Here is an 18281-nt window from a genome sequence, read left to right as displayed (position 1 = left end):
TACCCGTAAGTTTCAGATAGTTGTCGCAATGGCCGCAGCGACGCCGATATATAAAACCCCTGTTACGACACTCATTTGGCGTTTTGTGCGAAGAATCTTCGCCGCATGCCCCGCCATGAGCATATACAGTGCATATACTGTGGTAGAGATGAATATTGCCGTCGACACCAATGCAATGCACTGCGGAATATACGGCAAGGCGTTATCGATGAACGTTGGAAACAAGATAATGTTGGTCAATATCCCCTTGGGATTTGTAAACGAAACGATCATCGCTCCGGTAAACATTTGCAGAGGGGTTCGCTTGCGCGAAGTGGCAACTGCAACCTGGGTATGCGAACGCAGCGTTTTAAAAGCGAGGTAGAGCAGGTAAACAACGCCCACCCATTTCAGCCAGAACAAAATACCGGGGTTATCTCTTACCAATATCCCCAGACCGGACAAAACAATAACGGCGTGCCCGCCACTGGCCAGGCCGAAACCAATGGCAGCTGGAAACGATTCCTTGAAACCGTGATCCAGGGCTTGTGCCATGGAAAAGGCAACATTCGGCCCGGGAAGTATCGCGGCCGATAGAAATACTACGCAAAACAATATCCAAAGTTGAAAATCCATACCGCGCAATCCCCGCATAAGTCGCGAATTCAAGACAATATTTATTGAAGTTATTCAGTCAGGTTTTGATACTCGGACTTTCAGTTCTCAAGCAGGCGATCCGATCCATTTGGGAAGAAACGCTTTGATCCAGGTCGCCACCGCGCAATCATATTGATGCCAACCGGCAGTATGTTCGGCTGCAGGCCGGGTACCCGGCGCTTTGAGTCGTTCGCCACCGAGCATTGCCCAACGGTCGATCGTCTCGTAAGTCACTTCCGGGTGAAACTGCAGAGCGTAGGCGTTAGTTGCATATCGATAGGCTTGAACCGGAAAGGTCGAACCTTCGGCTAGCTGCGTAGCGCCTGGCGGCAGATCGAAGCCTTCGCTGTGCCATTGATAGACATGGTCTGGAAAAGGAGCGCAGGCGTCAGCCGTTATCTCGTGAGCAGCAGCCAGCGGTGTTATCGGATAATAACCGGCCTCGGTTATCCCACTATCCAGTCGGTAGACGCGCGATCCCAAGTGCCGAGTCAGCATTTGCCCGCCCAGACAAAGACCCAGCAACGGCTTGCCTTCCTTCAACGGCTTGGCCAACCAGTCGATCTCGTCGCGAATATAAGCGTCGTTATCATTAGCGCTCATCGGGCCGCCGTAAACGGCCACGCCCGCGTGCTCTGCCATGCACTGCGGAAGCGGATCACCGAATCGTGGTCGGCGGACATCCAGCTCAAATCCCATTTGATTCAGGAGGACGCCTACGCGGCCGGGCGTCGAGTGTCCCTGATGCAAAATAATCAAGACCTTGCGTGTTTGACTCATTGCACAACTCCATGTGTTCACTGATCAACTTGATCTAGGCCTGATTTAAATCGACGCGGTGAAGGGAGGACTGCCCACCCACAGTTCGGCGAAATTCTGCGCCGCCGGGCCAGTGCCGAGAATGCGATCAAGTTCAGCTATTTGAAGTCGTCTGTGGAATTGAGCATTGTCGTCATAACGATGCAGCAACATCGCCATCGAATGGGAAAATTGCACATCCCGCCACACCTGTTTCAACGCAATGCCGGAATACGACAGCAACAGATCGTCCTTGTCGCTGGCATAAAAATGCTCGAAGCCACGAGCCAGAATATTGGCATCGGAGACAGCCAGGTTAAGCCCCTTGGCAGCAGTAGGCGGCACGATGTGCGCAGCATCACCCGCGAGGAACAGCCTGCCCTTTTGCATTTTTTCGGCAACGAAACTTCTCAGTTGCACAATACTTTTTTCAATAATGGCCCCGCCGTCAACTTTCTCCGGCCGCCCTTCAATCCGCGATTGCAAGAGATCCCAGATGCGCGCGGCAGACCACTCATTGGGATCTTCGTCCGGAGAACATTGCAGATAAATTCTTGAAACCTTCGCCGAGCGCATGGTGAACAATGCCAGCCCGGTTTCGTGGCTGGAAAAGATGACATCCTTGGCAATTGGCGTCATTTCGGCGAGTACCGCCAGCCATGCAAACGGGTAAGCGTGAGAATAACAAGTGAGTGCGTCGGCGATTTGCGGCCGGCAAATGCCATGAAAGCCGTCGCAGCCGACAACAAAATCACATTCAACACTCTGTTGCCTGCCGTCATGTCGGAACGTCACCAAAGGCGAGTTACCATCAGTGCCATGCACTTGGACATCGGCAGCGCCAAACAGCAGCGGATACTCTGTCCGCAACCGCGCTGCGACGAGATCCTTGATGATTTCCTGTTGCCCGTAAATCATTACGGTTTGCCCGGTGAGTGCCTCGAAATCCAGTTCACGGGTAGATCCGTCGTAATGGAACTGCAGGGTGGAATGTTTCATCCCTTCAGCATGAACTCTTTCACCCACACCACTTTGTGTCAGGATGCGGACAGTCGCGGGTGTAATCTGGCCCGCACGACTGCGTCCCTCGACGTATTCCCTGGATCGGCTTTCAACAATGATATTGCTGATGTTCATCTGCGAAAGCAGTTGCCCCAACATTAATCCAGCCGGCCCTGCTCCAACGATTGCAACCTTTGTCCGCATGGGGTTGTCCCTCTGAGTAATAAGGCTTAAAGCAAACACAATTCAAATGGCCGGGACGCTGCCTTCGCCATCCATGTCGAAATCAGTTCTTCCTGAAAATCACACTGCTCATGTACTGATGCAAATCACGAAGGTCGTTAATACTCCACGCATGTGGCGGTATCTTTACGCCGTTTTCTCGCAATGTTTTTGGGATCAAATTCCCGCTGGGCCGAAGTATCACCGACGAAACGATAACCCCCGGATATTCATCAAGTCTTTTTCTGAAACCTGGCAGAGTAAGATCAGGAGTTGCCGGATTGCTTTTGTTCGCCAAGGGACCTGTCCCTCTGATGTCTGCTCCGTGGCAAACTGCGCATCGCTGCAGATACAGTTTTTTCCCGTTAGCGTTATCCGCGACTGACACGGATGTTTGCGCAGCCAATACCAAACTCAGCAACACAGTGATTTTCTTACTCATATTTTTGATGCTGCCTATTTGTACCGGTGGATATGAACGACCTTGTTCCAGCGTAATCAAGGCTTGTCAAAAACCAGACGAAAGACTTCATCCGACATGCAGGCGGCCCACGATAACTTGTTGGTCGCTTCTTTTATTCCGGTTACCAAAACGTATCGCGCGCTTCTAAAAAGAAACGAACGAGTTCCAGGATCTGGTTATTTTCCGGAATTACCGGTCGGTAAGAAATTTTCCCGCGCCGAGGGTTGAAGAATAACTATTGCTACAGCGCAGAAGAAAAACAGAGCAACGATTGACTGCCTTGACGGTAAAGGCATGCGGAGGCGAACAGATAAGTAATGCGATGAGATGAAACATGCCAATCCCTTGAGCCGTTCATAGTCTGATCTATAGCGATGAGTACATCCTTACTCACGGCGACTAATCTCACACTTGTTTCAGAATATGTCAACACCTGATAATCAAATTGACAACACTGAAAATATCCTGAAGCAATCAGAGTTCCGTGGTCTGAATGGTCAGCGCCAACGCCCAAGCGCTACAGACCATCAGTGTTTCTCCCAAACCCTGAAACCGGCCGGCGTGCATCAGACCCGTGCCTATCAACCAGGCATACATCGAGCCCAGCAACGCGCCTGCCGTACCCAAGCGATCGCCAAAGCGCAGCCGTGATGACTGACCGGTTCCAGGGCACCGGCGCCATGCTGGCCGGTGATGATCACGGTCTGCTTCATCATCGCCACAGCGATGGCGCCCTTGATGCGCAAGAGCGCCGAGCGCACGGGCATTGATGCCCCGCCTGCGGGAGCTGCCGCAGGCTGCGAGCTTTTGACTTTGCCTTTAAAAGACAAGATCAAATTATCGCAGCCTTCCGCAGCTCCTTCAGGGGATTGTGGGCAGCTTAGGCCTGCGGCAGTTTGCGGAAGCCCACAGCCAAGCGATTCCAGCCGTTGATGGTGTTGATCGCCACTGTCAGGTCAACCAGTTCCTTCGGCGAAAATTGCGCAGCGACGACTTCATAGTCTTCGTCCGGCGCGTGGGTCAGGCTCAGTTGTGTCAGCGACTCGGTCCACAGCAGCGCGGCACGCTCACGCTCGCTGAAGAACGGCGCTTCCCGCCATGCCGTTACGGCGAACAGGCGGCGTGGGGTTTCGCCGTCCTTGATCGCGTCGGCGGTGTGCATGTCGATGCAGAATGCGCAGCCGTTGATCTGTGAAGAGCGCAGCTTGACCAGTTCGAGCAGGCTCTTTTCCAGCGACAGTTTCGAGACGGCATTTTCCAGCGCCATCATCGCTTTCATGGCATCGGGGGAAGCGGTGTAGAAATCGGCACGAGATTGCATGGTGGGCTCCGGGGTAGCGATTGAATGTGTGGCTACGTTAGTCCCCAGGGGTGGTTCGGCAAATAGCCAATATTGCAGAAGAACGGTAGGCCACTTGGCGCGGCGACTGACCGCTCGTCACTCGACGGGCACCAAGGTTTCAGTGCGCAAGACCAATATCAGGTAATCCCCTTTATCAGGAGACGTACCATGATGACGCGCAAATTCACTTCGTTATTGTTGGCCGGCCTGCTCGCCACGGCGTCCGCCGCCAGCTTCGCGGCCAATGACAGCACCGATGCGACGGGCACCAAGTCCGGCGGCGCCAGCAGCTCGACCATGCCGCCAGACAACACCCCGGGCTCGCCATCGGGTGGCAGCGGTTCTGGCGGAACCAATAACGGCACCGGCACTGGTACTGGCTCGGGCATGGGCACCGGTACGGGTACCAATGGCGGCGCCAGTGGCTCGGGTTCCGGCGCGGGCGGTGGCACCGGTTCGGCCGGCGGCGGCACGGGTGGCGCGGGCGGTGGCACGGGCGGCTGAACGAACAAGAGCCATCCCAGATAGTCCTGCTTACATCAGGACCCAATGTGGGAGCGAGCCTGCGCGCGGAAGCGGTCTGTCAGCCAACCTTGATGCAAGCTGACACACCGATTCGCGAGCAGGCTCGCTCCCACTTCTGATTTCTGTTGATTGAAAGAATCAGCGATCCGACCGCATCAGTTCGGCAAAACCTTCTTCCGGCGCATACACCGCCGCGCGATTGCGTCCGGCGTTTTTCGCCTGATACAACGCCGCGTCCGCGCGCTGGATAAACACTTGCGGGCTGTCGTTGCCATGCGGAATAAATGAATAACAGCCCAGACTCACCGTGAGATAACCGGTCGGCGACCCACTGTGGATGATGTGCTTGTCGATCACGCTGCGGCGAATCTGCCCGGCAATCGCCAGCGCACCGTTGATGTCGGTGTCCGGTAGCAGCACGGCAAATTCTTCGCCGCCGTAACGCACCGCCAGATCCGACTTGCGTTGGCAGCAGGCCTTCACCACTTGCGCCACCTGCGCCAGGCATTGATCGCCGGCGACATGGCCGTAAGCATCGTTGTAACGCTTGAAGAAATCGATATCGAGCATGATCAGGCTGACCGGGCTGACCTGGCGCGCGCCCCGGGCAAATTCAATGTCCAGCGAGCGCTCGAACAAGCGCCGATTGGCCAACCCGGTCAGGCTGTCGTGGGTGGCGATCTGCTCCAGCGCCAGTTGCGCCTTGCGCAGGTTTTTCTCGATACGTTCGCCATCGCGCACTTGATGAATGAACACCCAGCCGAACAGGCCAACCCCGAGAATCACCAGCGCGACAATCACGCTGGACTGAAAGGCGCGGTCATACCAGCCCTGCAGAATCGTGTCTTGCGACGTCGCAGCAGAGACCACCAGCGGATACGAGGCGAGCTGTCGATAGCCATACAAGCGGGTCACGCCGTCGACCACGGAGTTGAGCATCGCGGTGCCAGCGTTAGCGTTCGGCAGCAGGGTTTGATAGATCTCGCCGTGGGCCACCGAGGTATTGATCAACGACTCATCAAAGGGCCGTCGCGCCAGCAAGGTGCCGTCGGTCAGCGCCAGAAACATGATGCCGCTGTCATCGAGGCTGAAGCTTTTGAAGAACTGATCGAAGTAGGACATGCGGATGCCCGCCATCAGCACGCCCTGAAAGTTGCCGAGCTGGTCGTTGACGCGTCTGGAAATCGGAATGATCCACTCGCCGTTTTCGCGGCTGCGAATCGCCGGGCCGATGTGCGCAACGGTCGAAGCATTCTGCTGATGGAACTTGAAATAGTCGCGATCGGCCACGCCGTTGCCACGAGGCAGATCGGCGAACGAGGTGATGATCCACTGCCCTTCGCGATCGAAGAGAAAGATGCCATGCAGCTGATCCAGTTGGTGCGCGCGGCGGGCAAAGATCCGCTGCAACCGAGGGCGCTGCGCCGCCCCGTAACCATCGTCCTGAATCCAGTCGACCAGGCTGGTCATCACCAGATCCGCCGCCCGCACGGTGTCCTCGGCCTGCTGCGCCATGGCCCGGGTCAGGTTGCCCGAAGCCATTTTCGCCACCGCCAGATCCTGACGCCGCGACTGCTCCAATTGCAGGTACAGCAGACCGCACAGGCACAGGCTCACCGCAACGATAAACAGCACCGCCGCTTTGCGAAGCGGCAACCGTTTGAGCGTGCCGGGGGCCTGATGCGGATCGTGAATGGGGATTGGCAAAAGCATGTCCTGGGCAGGTACGACAGGGGCGCGAGCCCGAAACCCTTGTATGTGTGAGCGTAGCCCACCGGAATGTACCGGGCAAACGCCCGCCTCCCGCCCAGTTATCGGCGCGTCGCGAGTTTGGATGATCGCTTTTCGTCGATTTATTTACGATTGCTTCTTTACGGTTAATCAGTTGTGCAGGGCCAGGCGTCGCATCGCGCTGGTCAGGTGTGTGCGGGCACTTTGCGCATCGCCTTCACGCATCTGTTCATAGGCGCGCTGCGCAATCGCATGAGGCACCGGTTTCAATTCACGTTGGGTTGCCATCGCCAGCAGCTGCACCTGCGCAGCGCGTTCCAGGTAATACAGATCGTCCCAGGCTTCGGCAATGGTCGGCGCGGCGACAATCACACCGTGGTTTTTCAGAAAGAGAATGTCGGCATCGCCCATGACGCTGGCAATGCGGTCGCCTTCGGATGCGTCCAGCGCGAGACCGTTGTAATCCTCGTCCACCGCCGTCCGTCCGTAAAACTTCAGCGCAGTCTGCCCCAGCCACAGCAGCGGCGGGCCTTGCAACAGGCACAACGCGGTGGCGTGGGGCATGTGCGTATGGAACGCGACTTTTACCCGTGGCAGTTGTTGGTGCAGGCGCGCGTGGATATAGAACGCGGTTGCTTCGGGCTCGCCATCGCCAGCGACCACATTGCCGGCGAAGTCACAGACCAGCAGATTCTGCGCGGTCACTTCCGAAAAAGCGTAGCCGTATGGATTGACCAGAAACAGATCATCATGCCCCGGCAGCATCGCCGAAAAATGATTGCAGATGCCCTCCTCCAGCCCATGCAGGGCTGCCAGTTGAAAGCACGCGGCGAGTTCGTTGCGGGCGGTGATGATCGCCTCGGTGTCCAGATGCAGCGTTGCGCTTGGTCTGGCTTTGCCAGTGCCGCTCAAGATATGCGCCATGGCAATTCTCCTTAGGTCCAGCCGAGGGATTTGAACAGCGGCAGCACTTGATCGAGGCTGGACAGGATCGCGTCGGGGCGATAGTCCGGCAATAACTGACGACCCGTGCCGCGATCGATCCACACGCAACGAAAACCCATGTCCCGCGCCGCCGTGTGATCGAGCATGGGGCTGGCGCAGATGTGCACCACTTCATCCCGGGTCACGCCCAATTGCTCATGAGCGTAGTCGAACAGGCGCGGCGCCGGTTTGTAGGCACCGGCCTGTTGCGCGGTGATCACCCGGTCGATATGGCCGCCGAGTTGCGCGACGTTGCCGGCAATAATGTCGTCGTCGGTGTTGGAGACGATGCACAGCTTGAAGCCCATGACTTTGAGCTGCGCGAGGGTGTCGACCACTTCGGCAAATGGCGGCATGTTGGGGATGGCTGTCGCCAGGCGTTGACTGTCCTCGGGCTGGCTCGGCAAGCCCAACTCTGTCAGCGCCAGTTGCAGGCCGAGGGTGCTCAGTTCGCGAAAGGAACGGTGCGGCGGTGTTTGTTCCAGACGATGCTCGTGACAGTCGTAGACTTCGATCAACTTAGCGGCGTCGACGGCGTGCTCGCCCTTGTCGCTGAGCAGTTTCTCGACCACGGCTTTCAGTCCTTCATCCCACTGAATCAGCGTGCTGTAGCAATCGAAGGTCAGCCATTGCGGGCGTGGCGTGTTGTTCAAGGTCATCGGTCGATTCCTCCAGAGTGAGGACTTCAGCTTATGAGCGTGCGGTGATAGTGTGAAATTAAATAAATTCGTCATCGTCATTCGCAAATCAACTATCAGGAACACCGCCATGCTGGATCTGGAATTGCTGAAAACCTTTGTCTGCGTGGTCGACGAAGGCAGCTTCACCCGCGCAGCCGAGCGTGTGCACCGCACGCAATCGACAGTCAGCCAGCAGGTGCGCAAACTCGAGGATCTGGTCGGCCACCCGCTACTCCTGCGCGACCGCACCGGAGTGAACGTCGCGGTCACCGAACACGGCGAACTGCTGATCCACTATGCGCGCCGGTTACTGGCGCTGTCCGCCGAAGCCACGCAAGCGCTGGCCAGTGACGTCGACCTGGAAGTGCTGCGCATCGGCATGCCGGAAGACTTCGACGCCCGGCGCATGGCACTGATCCTCGCCGGCTTCACCCGCAACCATCCGCAAGCGCGCCTGGAAACCATCAGCGGCATGAGCCTCGACCTGCGCCAACGCCTCGACGCCGGCGACATCGACATTGCCCTGATCAAACGCGAACCCGACAGCGGCCCGGCATGGGCTACCTGGCCGGAACGACTGGTATGGGTCAAAGGCACCGAATTCGACACCTCCAGCGGTGTGCTGCCGCTGGCTCTGTTTCCGCAGGGCTGCCTGTACCGACAGCGGGCTATTCGCCTGCTCGATGTGGCGCAGCGACCGTGGCGAGTGGCGTTCGGCAGCCACAGCCTGACCGGGATACAAGCGGCGGTGGCGTCCGGGTTGGGGGTTTCGGTGCTGCCGGTTTCGGCGCTATTGCCAGAGCATGAGGTGTGCACGGATTTGCCGGAGTTGGCGCCGACGGAACTGGCGCTGGTTAGTCGTGAGGGAGTGTTGAGCGGGTTGCAGCGGGGGCTGGTGGAGTTTTTGCGTGGGGAATTGGGGGTGGATGCGGGGGGATTTGCGTGAGTCCCCCGGGGTTGTTTATTCGGGTTTGTTGATTTCGCGGAGCAGGTCGGCGGTGGGGATGTTCATGGTGTTTGAGTAGTAGGTTTTGTAGCCAAAGGCGGTGATGACGACTTTGCAGGGGATTTGGGTTTTATTGTATAGGAGGTTATTTAGCTCCGTTGTTGACAGGTGACGTTGTGAACTACGGTCGCTGGAGGTTTCAACCAGAAACGCGCTGGTGAGATAGGAAGATTTCTCTTTCTCTCTCTTGCTCACGTCTGAATCAATCAAACCTACGGCAGAAAATTGCATTGCTTTATCAACCGAGAAATCATGGTCATCCGCCAAGGCACACTCAAGCGTCCCTGACGCCATACCGACTCCCTCTCCACGATTAAAAAGATCCAGAACATCAACGTCCGATTGATATCGGATAGCGTACAACCGAAAACTTTCTCTTTCGACCGACACATAATTCAAATTTGCTGGAGGCTTCGCATGGTCTTTCGCACAGCCGGAACAAACGGCTAACAATGCGCAAAGCAAAAATCTGCACATCACGAAAACTCCCTCATGACTGATTCGAACAACAAATCGCTTGCGGATTTAGCTCCAGAGATAGGTGCGACAAATAGACCTTTAGCGTCTGCATGATTGGTATCTACGTTAGCATTAAGGGAAGGACCGCAAGATATGAGCCATTTTTCGCCAAAATCCGCTACACCATCTGAAGGATCTCTTTGAGTAGGCATCGCTCTGACGTTTATCCAATCCTCCGCAATGGGCTCGGGACGCTCACGATAGATATCCGAGCCTACCCACACCAATGCGCCTTCACCGACAGGGTCCAAAGTAATCAGCATAGGCACTCTGTACCCCCACTCCGACATTATTCTCGTAAGGTGCGCCCCATTCCACCCCCCAAGACTATGTCCAATAATGTAGATAGGGCAGCTTTTGTACGGTATCAGACTCAAAACATGTCGCTGAATATCTGACTTGCCTCTGACCTCGTTGTAGCCCAGCCACTCCGACTTGTATTTCCCCTCATCTTGTAACGACTCAGCACGCTTATTAAAGTCCAGCCACGCCCGTTGTATATTTCGATACGGCCCAGAGAAGTAATAACTCTCCTTATCCCCGGCCCCACCAATAAAAAGCACGATCACCTTGGTACTTTCCACCGGCACAGGCTTGGCGCTGACATCCTTCTTGTCGGTCAGCGTATGCTCCTTGTGCAGCTTGTAAGTGTTGCCCTTCGCGCACGTTACCGTCTCCGCAGCCATTGCCTCACTCCTCCAGAAACAGCTTGATGGTTTCAGGCAGGTGCGAACTGACTTCGTGAGTAAACCCGTCGGCATCAGACACGCCATGCTCCATGCGCCCGTCGGCGCGCTGGATCATGTAGGGATGGTTGGGCATCGGTTCGCCAGTTACATCGTTGACCAGTTTCAACTTGTCGGTGAAGTGCACCGGCATCGGCAGCAGACCACTGAAAGGCGCCGCGACTACGGTGTCGCCAATGATCACCGTGCCTGAACCGCCGATGACGACATTGCCGTGGCCACCGGTGCTGTCCAGCGTCGCCGCGTTCAAGCCATTGATGAACACGGTGCCAGATACAGCGCCGCTGATCGCACTGCCGCAAGCGGACTTGTCGGTCATGCGCGCAGCCGCCAGTCCATCAAAATTGACATTTGGCGAGCCGCTGACGATCGGGTTGGTGCCGTGTCCCGGCAACGGGCAAGCGGTGGGGTCGGTGACGCGGGCAGCGGGTTTTCCGCTCATGAACAGCTCATTGCAATGTGTCGTGCAGATCCTTTGAGGCGCGCAGCATGCGCGAATTTGCCAAGCGCTACAAATCGTCAGGCAAAAAAGGCGCTCATGCAAGCGCCTCTTTTCATAGGCTGTTACTGATGCTCACCGTACCGGCGGTACCCGAATATCCCCCGCCCGGCACTGCGTCTTCACCCCTTTGCCACACGCGCCGAACTGCAAATCCCTGTCCATGCACACCCGCACTTCCGACAGCTGCGGGCCGCTGCAAACCACCGCAATTCCGTCCTCGGGAATACCCGGATTGGCCTTGCGAAACAGATCGACAATTTCCTGCGCTTCGAAGTAATACGACGTCGAGCCGAACGGCTGTAACGCCTGCGGAATCTTCACAGCGCCGAGGGCCTGATCGGACTTGTCCAGATAGCCCTCCGCGCCGAGACCGCTGCAGGTGCCGTGCTTGGACCATTCGTGATCGAGGAGTTTTTTCGTCGGGTACATCGTCAGGCCCTTGCTGGTTTCTGCCGCCGATAGCCTGGTCAGCGGCGGACAGGATTCTGGCCAGCCGCCCTTGGCGTATTGCGGCCACAAACCGTGCAGGACAAAACCATAACCCTTGCCGGTGCACTGCGCGTCGTCCTTGTGCGACAGACAAAAAGTCGGCGACCAGGACAGCGCCAGCAGGTAGTAGTCGAACACCCCCGCCACCGATTCGGCCTGCGCTTTGTTCGACGCCGGCTGACGCGCCGAACTCATGCCGATGCTACCGGCCGTCAGCGCGATCAGCGCCAGAATTGTAAACAGCTTTTTCATTGACCCGTTCCTTGGGACGCCTGCGTCCGTGGTTTTCGTTGTTGGCCAGGCTTGGCCAGTGCTGATTTCGACACGCTTGTATTGCAAGCGCATGACGCAAGGCAAGGCCCTGCGCCGTGCAAAGGTCTACGCTGAACAGGCAGACATCCAACAAGGGAACCGACATGAGTAAAGCAGACGAACTCGCCGCCAGACTCAAGCAGACACGGCATACCCAGGCTGATGCGGCGCTGGAAATCGATTGCTGGCCTGCTCAGGTGTACGACTTGTACCACCGCATCGAAGCCTGGCTACAGCCAGTCACCGAAGTAGGACTGAAGATTCGGCGCAATCCTACGCACGTTTGCGAAAGTTCGCCGGACGGCGAAAGCCACGACTACGCCATCGATCAGTTGGTGATCGAAGCGAACAATCACAGTCTGATTTTCGATCCGATTGCACGGTTTACCGAGGATGGCGCCGGGCGCGTGCAGATTACTCTGGAAGACAGGAATACCTATCTGCTGCGCACTGTCGATGAACACCACGAAAGTCACTGGTGGTTGCAGACGGTTGAAACCGGGCAGGAATTGGATGCCATCGCGCTGACCGAGAACAACCTGTTGCAGGTGGTTCAGGAAGGGCTTGGCCTCTAGGATCGACCGGCCCGGCAGAATTTTATCAACCCGCTCAGAGTTACACGAATGACACGTTTGATTCAAAACCAGCAACAACTCGCTCAATGGGTACGTGAAGTCAAAGGTTCAATGGATATTGCCGTAGCCTTTTGGGGCAAAGGTGCCATTTCAGAACTGGGTCTTGATCAACGCCAGAGCGACGTCCGGATTCTGCTTGACCTGTCCGCAGGGGCGACCAACCCCGCAGTGGTGAGAGAATTGCTCGAACTTCATCCAACGAAGGTTCGCAGCCTTCCCCGACTCCATGCCAAAACCTACATCGGCGACAATGAGCTGATCGTAGGGAGCGCCAACGCGTCAGCAAATGGCTTGGGCATTGAAGGCCAGGCAGCCAGTCACTGGATTGAACTTGGCATCCTCACTGACGATATCGTGGCCTTACAAGACGCCAAGCGCTGGTTCGCTGAACGTTGGTCTGAGGCGTGGCCAATCGATGTCGACAGTGATTACTTCAAACAAGTCGAAGCGGCCTGGAACGCTCGACAAGAATTCCGCCTGGTGCAAGACACTCAGCCAGACTCGCTCATCGCGGCGGCCATGAAAAACCCTGAAGCTTTCGAGTCGGAACGTTGGTTTGTCACTGTCGACATTCACGATATGTCCGCCAAAGGCAAAAAGGCTTTGGTGCAAAAGTCGAAGGAACAGGGGGCTCCGGCATTTGGCTGGGAGAGCTGGAACGATATCCCGCCGAATGCGCACTTCATCAGTTTCTATCACGATGGGAAGCGGTTCTGTTTTGCAGAAGAGGACGGTGCCGATGAGCCCGTCTTTTACTCGGCTGCAGGGCAATCCGAGTTCATGCAGTACGTGGACGCCAGTCATATTCCAGGCTACAAAAACAACTTGGGAGCACTGCGCGAATGGCTACCGCTGTTGCGCAAAGCCAAGGCGAGTACTTCCGACTGGGATTCCGAGGGGGGAATGTGTATGCGTCTAAGGATGTTTGCCGCGTTAAATCTGTCAGAACTATAAATCCCTGCCTCCCCTCAACTGAACGCTGGCGCTGGTGGCGTGGCTCGGCACATTGAGTCCGGACCCGGGATGACACCTGTGGAAGGCTTTCACTAAACTGGGCCACCTTCCCTTTCAGAAGCCCGATCTCAATGACAACACTAAAAAGCACGATGATCCTCGGCGGCCTGCTGACCCTGGCGACTGGCGCTCACGCCGACCCCGCCACGTCCCACCTCGACAGCATTCAGCAACAAGGCCAGTTGCGCGTCTGCACCACCGGCGATTACAAGCCCTACACCTTCAAGCGCAGCGACGGCGACTTCGAAGGCATCGACATCAGCATGGCCCGCTCCCTGGCCGACAGCCTCGGCGTCAAGGTGCAATGGGTGCAGACCACCTGGAAAACCCTGATGCCCGACATGCAGGCCGGCAAATGCGACATCGGCATGGGCGGCATCTCGGTCACACTGGAACGGCAGAAAAAAGCCTACTTCAGCAACACCCTCGACACCGACGGCAAGATCCCGCTGGTGCGCTGCGCCGACCAGTCCAAATACCAGACCATCGACCAGATCAACCAGCCCAACGTGCGCCTGGTGGAACCTGCCGGCGGCACCAACGAAGCTTTCGTTCACGCCTTCCTGCCCAGAGCGCAACTGGCCCTGCACGACAACGTGACGATCTTCCAGCAACTGCTCGACAACAAAGCCGACGTGATGATCACCGACGCCTCGGAAGCGCTGTATCAGCAGAAACTCAAACCGGGGTTGTGCGCTGTGAATCCGCATAAGTACATGCAGTACGGGGAGAAGGCTTACCTGCTGCCACGCGACGACATCAGCTGGAAACTGTATGTCGATCAGTGGCTGCATTTGAGCAAGGTCACTGGCAAGTATCAGCAGACGTTGGGTGAGTGGATTGCGGTGCCGCAGTAAGCCACTGCCCCCCGCCGGCCACCGCGCGCGTTGAGGGAACGGTTCGCTCAATGCACGCGGTGTCGGGAATCTGAACATGCTCAAACTGAATGCATTCCTGGCCGGCCTGCTGTTCGGCGTCGGTTGGGGGATAGCCGGCATCTGCCCTGGCCCGGCAGTGACCATCCTGTTGACCGGCCACTGGCAGGCAATGGTTTTCGTATTGGCGATGCTCGCAGGCATGGGGTTATTTACGCTGCTGGAAACCCGACGCAACCCGTGACCGCAGAACAACCGGCATTCAGGCGCATGGCACCGACGGCGGCCAGTGTCGGTGGGGGTCAATGTTTTGCATAAGAGCGCGGATTGGATGATCTCCCCAGCCACGCACTCGTCGAGATCTGCGCCAACGATTTGAACGAGGGCCTGGCGAACCAGTAGCCTTGCATCAGGTAAATGCCGCAATCGGCGAGAAAGTCTCTTTCCTCGGCATTTTCTATGCCCTCAGCGATCACTTCCACGCCCAGCTCTCTGCACATGTTCACCACGTTGCGCACGATCGTCTGGCGTACGCGGTCACGGTGAATATTGCGGATCAGCGCCATATCCAGCTTGATCAGGTCCGGTTGAAAATCCGCCAACAAGTTAAGGCCGGAATAGCCTGCGCCAAAGTCGTCGATGGCCGTCTTGAAACCAAACTCACGATACTCACGCAAGATATTCATCAAGTGTTTGTTGCTTTCAACGTGCTCGCCTTCCACGGCTTCGAAGATCAGCCGCTCCAGCGGAAAGCCGTACGTGCGCGCCGCTTCCAGCGTGCTGCGAATACACATCTCCGGCCGGTAAACGGCATTCGGCAGAAAGTTGATCGACAGGTACTGCGTCATGCCCAAGTCAGCCGCGGTGGAAATCGCCCGCACTCGACACAGTTGATCGAATCGATAACGGTTCTGATCGTCCACCTGTTCCAGGACAGACAAGGCGCCTTCGCCGTTCACGCCGCGAACCAACGCTTCATGGGCAAACGTCGTTTGATCGCGCAGGTCCACAATGGGCTGGAAAGCGAAGGCGAAATCCATCTCTGGCACGCCTTTGTTCCTACAGCCCTGGCAGCCTCCGGGAGACGCGAATGATTTTGGAAAGTCGGTCATGAACCACCTGATGACGGCGTGCAACCTTCCATGGCGATAAATAAAACAGCTGCTGGCCTTAGTTATCTGCAAACAAGGCAATAACTTCAGCCCCGCGGCGCCTGAATAGTTGAAGGCACCGCGTGCGCCAAGTTGAAAAGATCAGGTGCGGAAATGCGCGGTCATTCGCTGCAGGTCCTGCCCCAGTGACGCCAACTCAATCGTCGCCGCCGCGCTTTCTTCGCTGGCGACAGCCGACTGGTCAGCCACATCACGCACACTGACAATGCTGCGGTTGATTTCGTCGGCCACGGCACTTTGCTGCTCGGCGGCGGCCGAGATCTGCAGACTCATCTCTTGGATCGTACCGATGGACTGATTGATCTCGGTAATCGCCAATTCGGCCTTCTGCGCCAGTACCACCGTATCGAGGGTGCGTTCGCGGCTTGAGGTCATCAGCGCCGCGGCCGCTTGCGTGCCTTGTTGCAGGGTGACGATCAGCGCTTCGATTTCCTTGGTCGAGTCCTGCGTGCGCTGCGCCAGCGAGCGCACTTCGTCTGCCACCACAGCAAAACCACGACCCTGCTCACCCGCCCGCGCGGCTTCGATAGCGGCGTTCAACGCGAGCAGATTGGTCTGCTCGGCGACGGCTTTGATCACATCGATGACTTTGCCGATCTGCTCGCTGTCCTGAGTCAGCACATTCATCGCACCGCCCAACTCTTCAATGGCTATGGCAAGTTCGCTGATCTGCACCGTCGCCTGCTTGACCACCGTGCTGCCATGGCGCGCCTGCTGATCGGCGAGGGTCGCGGCAGCGGAGGCATCGGTGGTGTTACGCGCAACTTCCTGCACCGTCGAAGCCATTTCGTGCATCGCCGTGGCAACTTGATCCACTTCACTTTTTTGCTGACGTACACCTGCGCTGGTCTGCTCGCTCATGGCCGAGAGCTTTTCCGCAGAGGTGGAAATCTGCGTGACACCATTGCCGATACCTTGCACCAGCGTGTTCAGGTTCTGCGCCATCTCCTGCATCGCATTTTGCAGATCGCCCAACTCATCTTTGCGCGCAGACCTGGCCTGGACCGTCAGGTCGCCTTTGGCAATCCGCCGTGCCAGATCAACCGTCAGCGCTAGCGGCGCAGTGATCTGGCGCGAGATGACCACCGAAGCCAACAGCCCGATCACCAGCGCCAACGCAGTCAATACCGCCATCTGAATAAAAGCCGAATGCTGATCCTCATGTGCAAGGCGCTGCTGGGTGTCCATCAGGCCACTCATGATCTTGTCCATCGCCTTGCTTTCCTGGTCGACCTGCTCGCGCATGTTCTGCTTCTGCTCAAACAGTCCGGCCACTTCCACCAGTACTTCGCGATAACGCCGCATGCCGGCGTGGGCTTCTTCCAGTTGGCTCGACAGCGCCGTCGGCAGGCTGGTGCGCGCCTTGCTGATATCACTCAAGAAGCTATCGATGGTTTCCATCAGCAGTTTTTTGTTCACGTCGTTGGGCACCGCAATGTAACGACGCAACATCAGGCGAAACGTGGTCATGCCATTGCGCAAGTCGGCCACCGTACGCAGCTCCCGAACGCGTTCACCATCGGCAGACGCCAGTGCACTGGTCGTGGTGCCTTCAAGCATGCCGGCAAAAGTTTGCGCGTACTTGTCCGACAGCGCCGTCAGCGGTTTCAACGCATCCGTGGCCGACTGGTCGGCAGCGATCAGCCGTTTGACCTTCTGGTCGTAGGCAACAATCGTGGTTTGCAACGCCTTCAGGGCTTGCTGGTTTTCAGCGCGGGTCAAGGTGTCCAGCGCCTTGCCCACAAGGCCCTGCAAGACATTCAACTGCGCGTTATAGGACTCGGCGAACGCTGCGTCAGCGGCGGCTTCGTACTGTTTCTCGGACAGACGCATATTTTGCGTAGCGTCATTCAACGTGCCGATCAGACGCGTCGTACTCAAGCGATCAACCAGCACGCTGTTGCTGTTATAGCCAATGAAGGCAACCGCCAAAACGGCCAGCAGAAGAATGCCGAAGCCGGTTCCCAGCTTGCGGGAAACTTTGATGTCACCGAGGAAATTCGATGCTACTGCCATATTCAGCCTCAAACGTCCTGACGTGAAACGCCAGGCACAAAAATTGATCTCCGGTAACCACAGTCACCGTCCAGACATTCGGGGGGTCGTCATCCAAGGCGTAATACGGGACGCTCCAGCTGTCCCGGAAATGCAAATGCCGATGCTGTTGAAGCGTCGAAAAGAGACCCGACACGAGCACCGGCAGACAAACCCAGCACGTCGCAACAGAGCATTTGCACGCTGGATTTATCGTTTCAGCAAAGGTGTCTGGAGGGATGCTATTAATTTTGCGAAAACTTGTACAACTTTATATTTTTGTATAATCGTTGAACTTTTTGAGTGGCGTGATGACGCATTGCCATCATGATTTGTGGCACATCGCTATTGGCGTAAAACGGGGTTGAAAATGCGGATTCAAATGCCTGGCCACGCAATCACTGCCTCGACGCGTCCGGTGTATGGTATGTGGCGTGTGGTGGGCATGGGTACACGCAGATTGCCTTGAGGGCCATGCAGTGATGGTTTGGATTGCTTACCAGCGGACCCGGTTGAGGAAGCCGAAATCTGCGGTTGAGTCGGCGGGGCAGTTTGGCTAGATCTGCAAGCGTAAGCCGTCACCTTAAGGTGACG

At 56.8% G+C, this 18281-nt stretch carries 20 protein-coding genes and 2 pseudogenes; 6 read left to right on the top strand and 16 right to left on the bottom strand.

The window, feature by feature from the left end:
- Positions 1 to 12: 12 nt before the first annotated feature.
- The 6 genes from F8N49_RS08065 to F8N49_RS08035 form a co-directional block, all read right to left on the bottom strand.
- Positions 13 to 615 (bottom strand): LysE family translocator, encoded by a 603-nt coding sequence (locus F8N49_RS08065; protein ID WP_071173041.1) that lies wholly within the window; start codon positions 613 to 615, stop codon positions 13 to 15.
- A gap of 87 nt (positions 616 to 702) precedes the next feature.
- Entirely contained in the window at positions 703 to 1416 is a 714-nt protein-coding gene (locus F8N49_RS08060) for a glutamine amidotransferase (RefSeq protein ID WP_122752105.1), read from the bottom strand.
- 45 nt (positions 1417 to 1461) lie between these two features.
- Positions 1462 to 2640, bottom strand: coding sequence for a 4-hydroxybenzoate 3-monooxygenase (locus tag F8N49_RS08055; RefSeq protein ID WP_122746866.1), 1179 nt, complete (start codon positions 2638 to 2640; stop codon positions 1462 to 1464).
- 82 nt (positions 2641 to 2722) lie between these two features.
- Positions 2723 to 3100, bottom strand: a complete 378-nt coding sequence (locus tag F8N49_RS08050; protein ID WP_073471400.1) for a c-type cytochrome — start codon at positions 3098 to 3100, stop codon at positions 2723 to 2725.
- A gap of 602 nt (positions 3101 to 3702) precedes the next feature.
- Positions 3703 to 3888, bottom strand: a complete 186-nt coding sequence (locus F8N49_RS08040) for a hypothetical protein (RefSeq protein WP_130930139.1) — start codon at positions 3886 to 3888, stop codon at positions 3703 to 3705.
- A 113-nt stretch (positions 3889 to 4001) separates the two neighbouring features.
- The gene (locus tag F8N49_RS08035) at positions 4002 to 4442 is read right to left on the bottom strand and encodes a carboxymuconolactone decarboxylase family protein (RefSeq protein ID WP_024013585.1); all 441 of its coding nucleotides are present in this window, start codon (positions 4440 to 4442) and stop codon (positions 4002 to 4004) included.
- 189 nt (positions 4443 to 4631) lie between these two features.
- On the opposite strand from F8N49_RS08035, the gene F8N49_RS08030 reads away from it, so the two are divergent.
- The gene (locus F8N49_RS08030; protein ID WP_016775424.1) at positions 4632 to 4967 is read left to right on the top strand and encodes a hypothetical protein; all 336 of its coding nucleotides are present in this window, start codon (positions 4632 to 4634) and stop codon (positions 4965 to 4967) included.
- A 159-nt stretch (positions 4968 to 5126) separates the two neighbouring features.
- Here F8N49_RS08030 and F8N49_RS08025 read toward each other — a convergent pair whose 3' ends face one another.
- From F8N49_RS08025 to F8N49_RS08015, 3 genes are all read right to left on the bottom strand, one after another.
- Positions 5127 to 6695, bottom strand: a complete 1569-nt coding sequence (locus tag F8N49_RS08025; protein ID WP_151551111.1) for a sensor domain-containing diguanylate cyclase — start codon at positions 6693 to 6695, stop codon at positions 5127 to 5129.
- A 174-nt stretch (positions 6696 to 6869) separates the two neighbouring features.
- Complete coding sequence (locus F8N49_RS08020; protein WP_151551110.1) at positions 6870 to 7643, bottom strand: aldolase; 774 nt, start codon at positions 7641 to 7643, stop codon at positions 6870 to 6872.
- 11 nt (positions 7644 to 7654) lie between these two features.
- Complete coding sequence (locus F8N49_RS08015) at positions 7655 to 8362, bottom strand: haloacid dehalogenase type II (RefSeq protein ID WP_151551109.1); 708 nt, start codon at positions 8360 to 8362, stop codon at positions 7655 to 7657.
- A 109-nt stretch (positions 8363 to 8471) separates the two neighbouring features.
- On the opposite strand from F8N49_RS08015, the gene F8N49_RS08010 reads away from it, so the two are divergent.
- Positions 8472 to 9329 (top strand): LysR substrate-binding domain-containing protein, encoded by an 858-nt coding sequence (locus tag F8N49_RS08010; protein ID WP_071173011.1) that lies wholly within the window; start codon positions 8472 to 8474, stop codon positions 9327 to 9329.
- 15 nt (positions 9330 to 9344) lie between these two features.
- Here F8N49_RS08010 and F8N49_RS08005 read toward each other — a convergent pair whose 3' ends face one another.
- From F8N49_RS08005 to F8N49_RS07990, 4 genes are all read right to left on the bottom strand, one after another.
- The gene (locus tag F8N49_RS08005; protein WP_071173012.1) at positions 9345 to 9866 is read right to left on the bottom strand and encodes a hypothetical protein; all 522 of its coding nucleotides are present in this window, start codon (positions 9864 to 9866) and stop codon (positions 9345 to 9347) included.
- On the bottom strand, positions 9866 to 10594 hold the full coding sequence (locus F8N49_RS08000; RefSeq protein ID WP_073471407.1) for an alpha/beta hydrolase: 729 nt from the start codon (positions 10592 to 10594) through the stop codon (positions 9866 to 9868). The genes F8N49_RS08005 and F8N49_RS08000 overlap by 1 nt, the downstream gene beginning before the upstream one ends.
- Before the next feature lie 4 nt (positions 10595 to 10598).
- Positions 10599 to 11126: a PAAR domain-containing protein gene (locus tag F8N49_RS07995; RefSeq protein WP_256675414.1), complete on the bottom strand. Its 528-nt coding sequence runs from the start codon at positions 11124 to 11126 to the stop codon at positions 10599 to 10601.
- A gap of 102 nt (positions 11127 to 11228) precedes the next feature.
- On the bottom strand, positions 11229 to 11897 hold the full coding sequence (locus F8N49_RS07990) for a ribonuclease T2 (RefSeq protein WP_130929014.1): 669 nt from the start codon (positions 11895 to 11897) through the stop codon (positions 11229 to 11231).
- Between the two features lie 164 nt (positions 11898 to 12061).
- On the opposite strand from F8N49_RS07990, the gene F8N49_RS07985 reads away from it, so the two are divergent.
- The 4 genes and pseudogenes from F8N49_RS07985 to F8N49_RS07970 all read left to right on the top strand — a co-directional run.
- A complete protein-coding gene (locus tag F8N49_RS07985) occupies positions 12062 to 12532 on the top strand; it encodes a hypothetical protein (protein WP_073471410.1) in 471 nt (156 codons plus the stop codon).
- 48 nt (positions 12533 to 12580) lie between these two features.
- Complete coding sequence (locus tag F8N49_RS07980; RefSeq protein ID WP_073471411.1) at positions 12581 to 13546, top strand: phospholipase D family protein; 966 nt, start codon at positions 12581 to 12583, stop codon at positions 13544 to 13546.
- 131 nt (positions 13547 to 13677) lie between these two features.
- Complete coding sequence (locus F8N49_RS07975) at positions 13678 to 14463, top strand: transporter substrate-binding domain-containing protein (RefSeq protein ID WP_122752112.1); 786 nt, start codon at positions 13678 to 13680, stop codon at positions 14461 to 14463.
- 106 nt (positions 14464 to 14569) lie between these two features.
- Positions 14570 to 14725: pseudogene (locus F8N49_RS07970) on the top strand (DUF6691 family protein); the annotation flags it as partial.
- Positions 14726 to 14783: 58 nt separating this feature from the next.
- Here F8N49_RS07970 and F8N49_RS07965 read toward each other — a convergent pair.
- From F8N49_RS07965 to F8N49_RS28565, 3 genes and pseudogenes are all read right to left on the bottom strand, one after another.
- Entirely contained in the window at positions 14784 to 15593 is an 810-nt protein-coding gene (locus tag F8N49_RS07965; RefSeq protein WP_071173021.1) for an EAL domain-containing protein, read from the bottom strand.
- Positions 15594 to 15734: 141 nt separating this feature from the next.
- On the bottom strand, positions 15735 to 16439 hold the full coding sequence (locus F8N49_RS28570; protein WP_372241014.1) for a methyl-accepting chemotaxis protein: 705 nt from the start codon (positions 16437 to 16439) through the stop codon (positions 15735 to 15737).
- Positions 16440 to 16640: 201 nt separating this feature from the next.
- Positions 16641 to 17669 (bottom strand): annotated as a pseudogene (locus F8N49_RS28565) (methyl-accepting chemotaxis protein); the annotation flags it as partial.
- Positions 17670 to 18281 lie beyond the last annotated feature (612 nt).

The organism is Pseudomonas sp. GXM4 (assembly GCF_008923895.1).
Classification (GTDB): Bacteria; Pseudomonadota; Gammaproteobacteria; order Pseudomonadales; family Pseudomonadaceae; genus Aquipseudomonas; species Aquipseudomonas atacamensis.
Note: the sequence above shows the minus strand (reverse complement) of the source record. Positions and strands in the feature narration are given on the sequence as shown.

Excerpts from the sequence above, each read along its gene's own strand:
- F8N49_RS08065 (WP_071173041.1), bottom strand. The coding sequence starts at position 615 with ATGGATTTTCAACTTTGGATATTGTTTTGCGTAGTATTTCTATCGGCC.
- F8N49_RS08060 (WP_122752105.1), bottom strand. The coding sequence starts at position 1,416 with ATGAGTCAAACACGCAAGGTCTTGATTATTTTGCATCAGGGACACTCG.
- F8N49_RS08055 (WP_122746866.1), bottom strand. The coding sequence starts at position 2,640 with ATGCGGACAAAGGTTGCAATCGTTGGAGCAGGGCCGGCTGGATTAATG.
- F8N49_RS08050 (WP_073471400.1), bottom strand. The coding sequence starts at position 3,100 with ATGAGTAAGAAAATCACTGTGTTGCTGAGTTTGGTATTGGCTGCGCAA.
- F8N49_RS08040 (WP_130930139.1), bottom strand. The coding sequence starts at position 3,888 with ATGCCCGTGCGCTCGGCGCTCTTGCGCATCAAGGGCGCCATCGCTGTG.
- F8N49_RS08035 (WP_024013585.1), bottom strand. The coding sequence starts at position 4,442 with ATGCAATCTCGTGCCGATTTCTACACCGCTTCCCCCGATGCCATGAAA.
- F8N49_RS08030 (WP_016775424.1), top strand. The coding sequence starts at position 4,632 with ATGATGACGCGCAAATTCACTTCGTTATTGTTGGCCGGCCTGCTCGCC.
- F8N49_RS08020 (WP_151551110.1), bottom strand. The coding sequence starts at position 7,643 with ATGGCGCATATCTTGAGCGGCACTGGCAAAGCCAGACCAAGCGCAACG.
- F8N49_RS08015 (WP_151551109.1), bottom strand. The coding sequence starts at position 8,362 with ATGACCTTGAACAACACGCCACGCCCGCAATGGCTGACCTTCGATTGC.
- F8N49_RS08010 (WP_071173011.1), top strand. The coding sequence starts at position 8,472 with ATGCTGGATCTGGAATTGCTGAAAACCTTTGTCTGCGTGGTCGACGAA.
- F8N49_RS08005 (WP_071173012.1), bottom strand. The coding sequence starts at position 9,866 with ATGTGCAGATTTTTGCTTTGCGCATTGTTAGCCGTTTGTTCCGGCTGT.
- F8N49_RS08000 (WP_073471407.1), bottom strand. The coding sequence starts at position 10,594 with ATGGCTGCGGAGACGGTAACGTGCGCGAAGGGCAACACTTACAAGCTG.
- F8N49_RS07990 (WP_130929014.1), bottom strand. The coding sequence starts at position 11,897 with ATGAAAAAGCTGTTTACAATTCTGGCGCTGATCGCGCTGACGGCCGGT.
- F8N49_RS07985 (WP_073471410.1), top strand. The coding sequence starts at position 12,062 with ATGAGTAAAGCAGACGAACTCGCCGCCAGACTCAAGCAGACACGGCAT.
- F8N49_RS07980 (WP_073471411.1), top strand. The coding sequence starts at position 12,581 with ATGACACGTTTGATTCAAAACCAGCAACAACTCGCTCAATGGGTACGT.
- F8N49_RS07975 (WP_122752112.1), top strand. The coding sequence starts at position 13,678 with ATGACAACACTAAAAAGCACGATGATCCTCGGCGGCCTGCTGACCCTG.
- F8N49_RS07965 (WP_071173021.1), bottom strand. The coding sequence starts at position 15,593 with ATGACCGACTTTCCAAAATCATTCGCGTCTCCCGGAGGCTGCCAGGGC.
- F8N49_RS28570 (WP_372241014.1), bottom strand. The coding sequence starts at position 16,439 with ATGGCTTCGACGGTGCAGGAAGTTGCGCGTAACACCACCGATGCCTCC.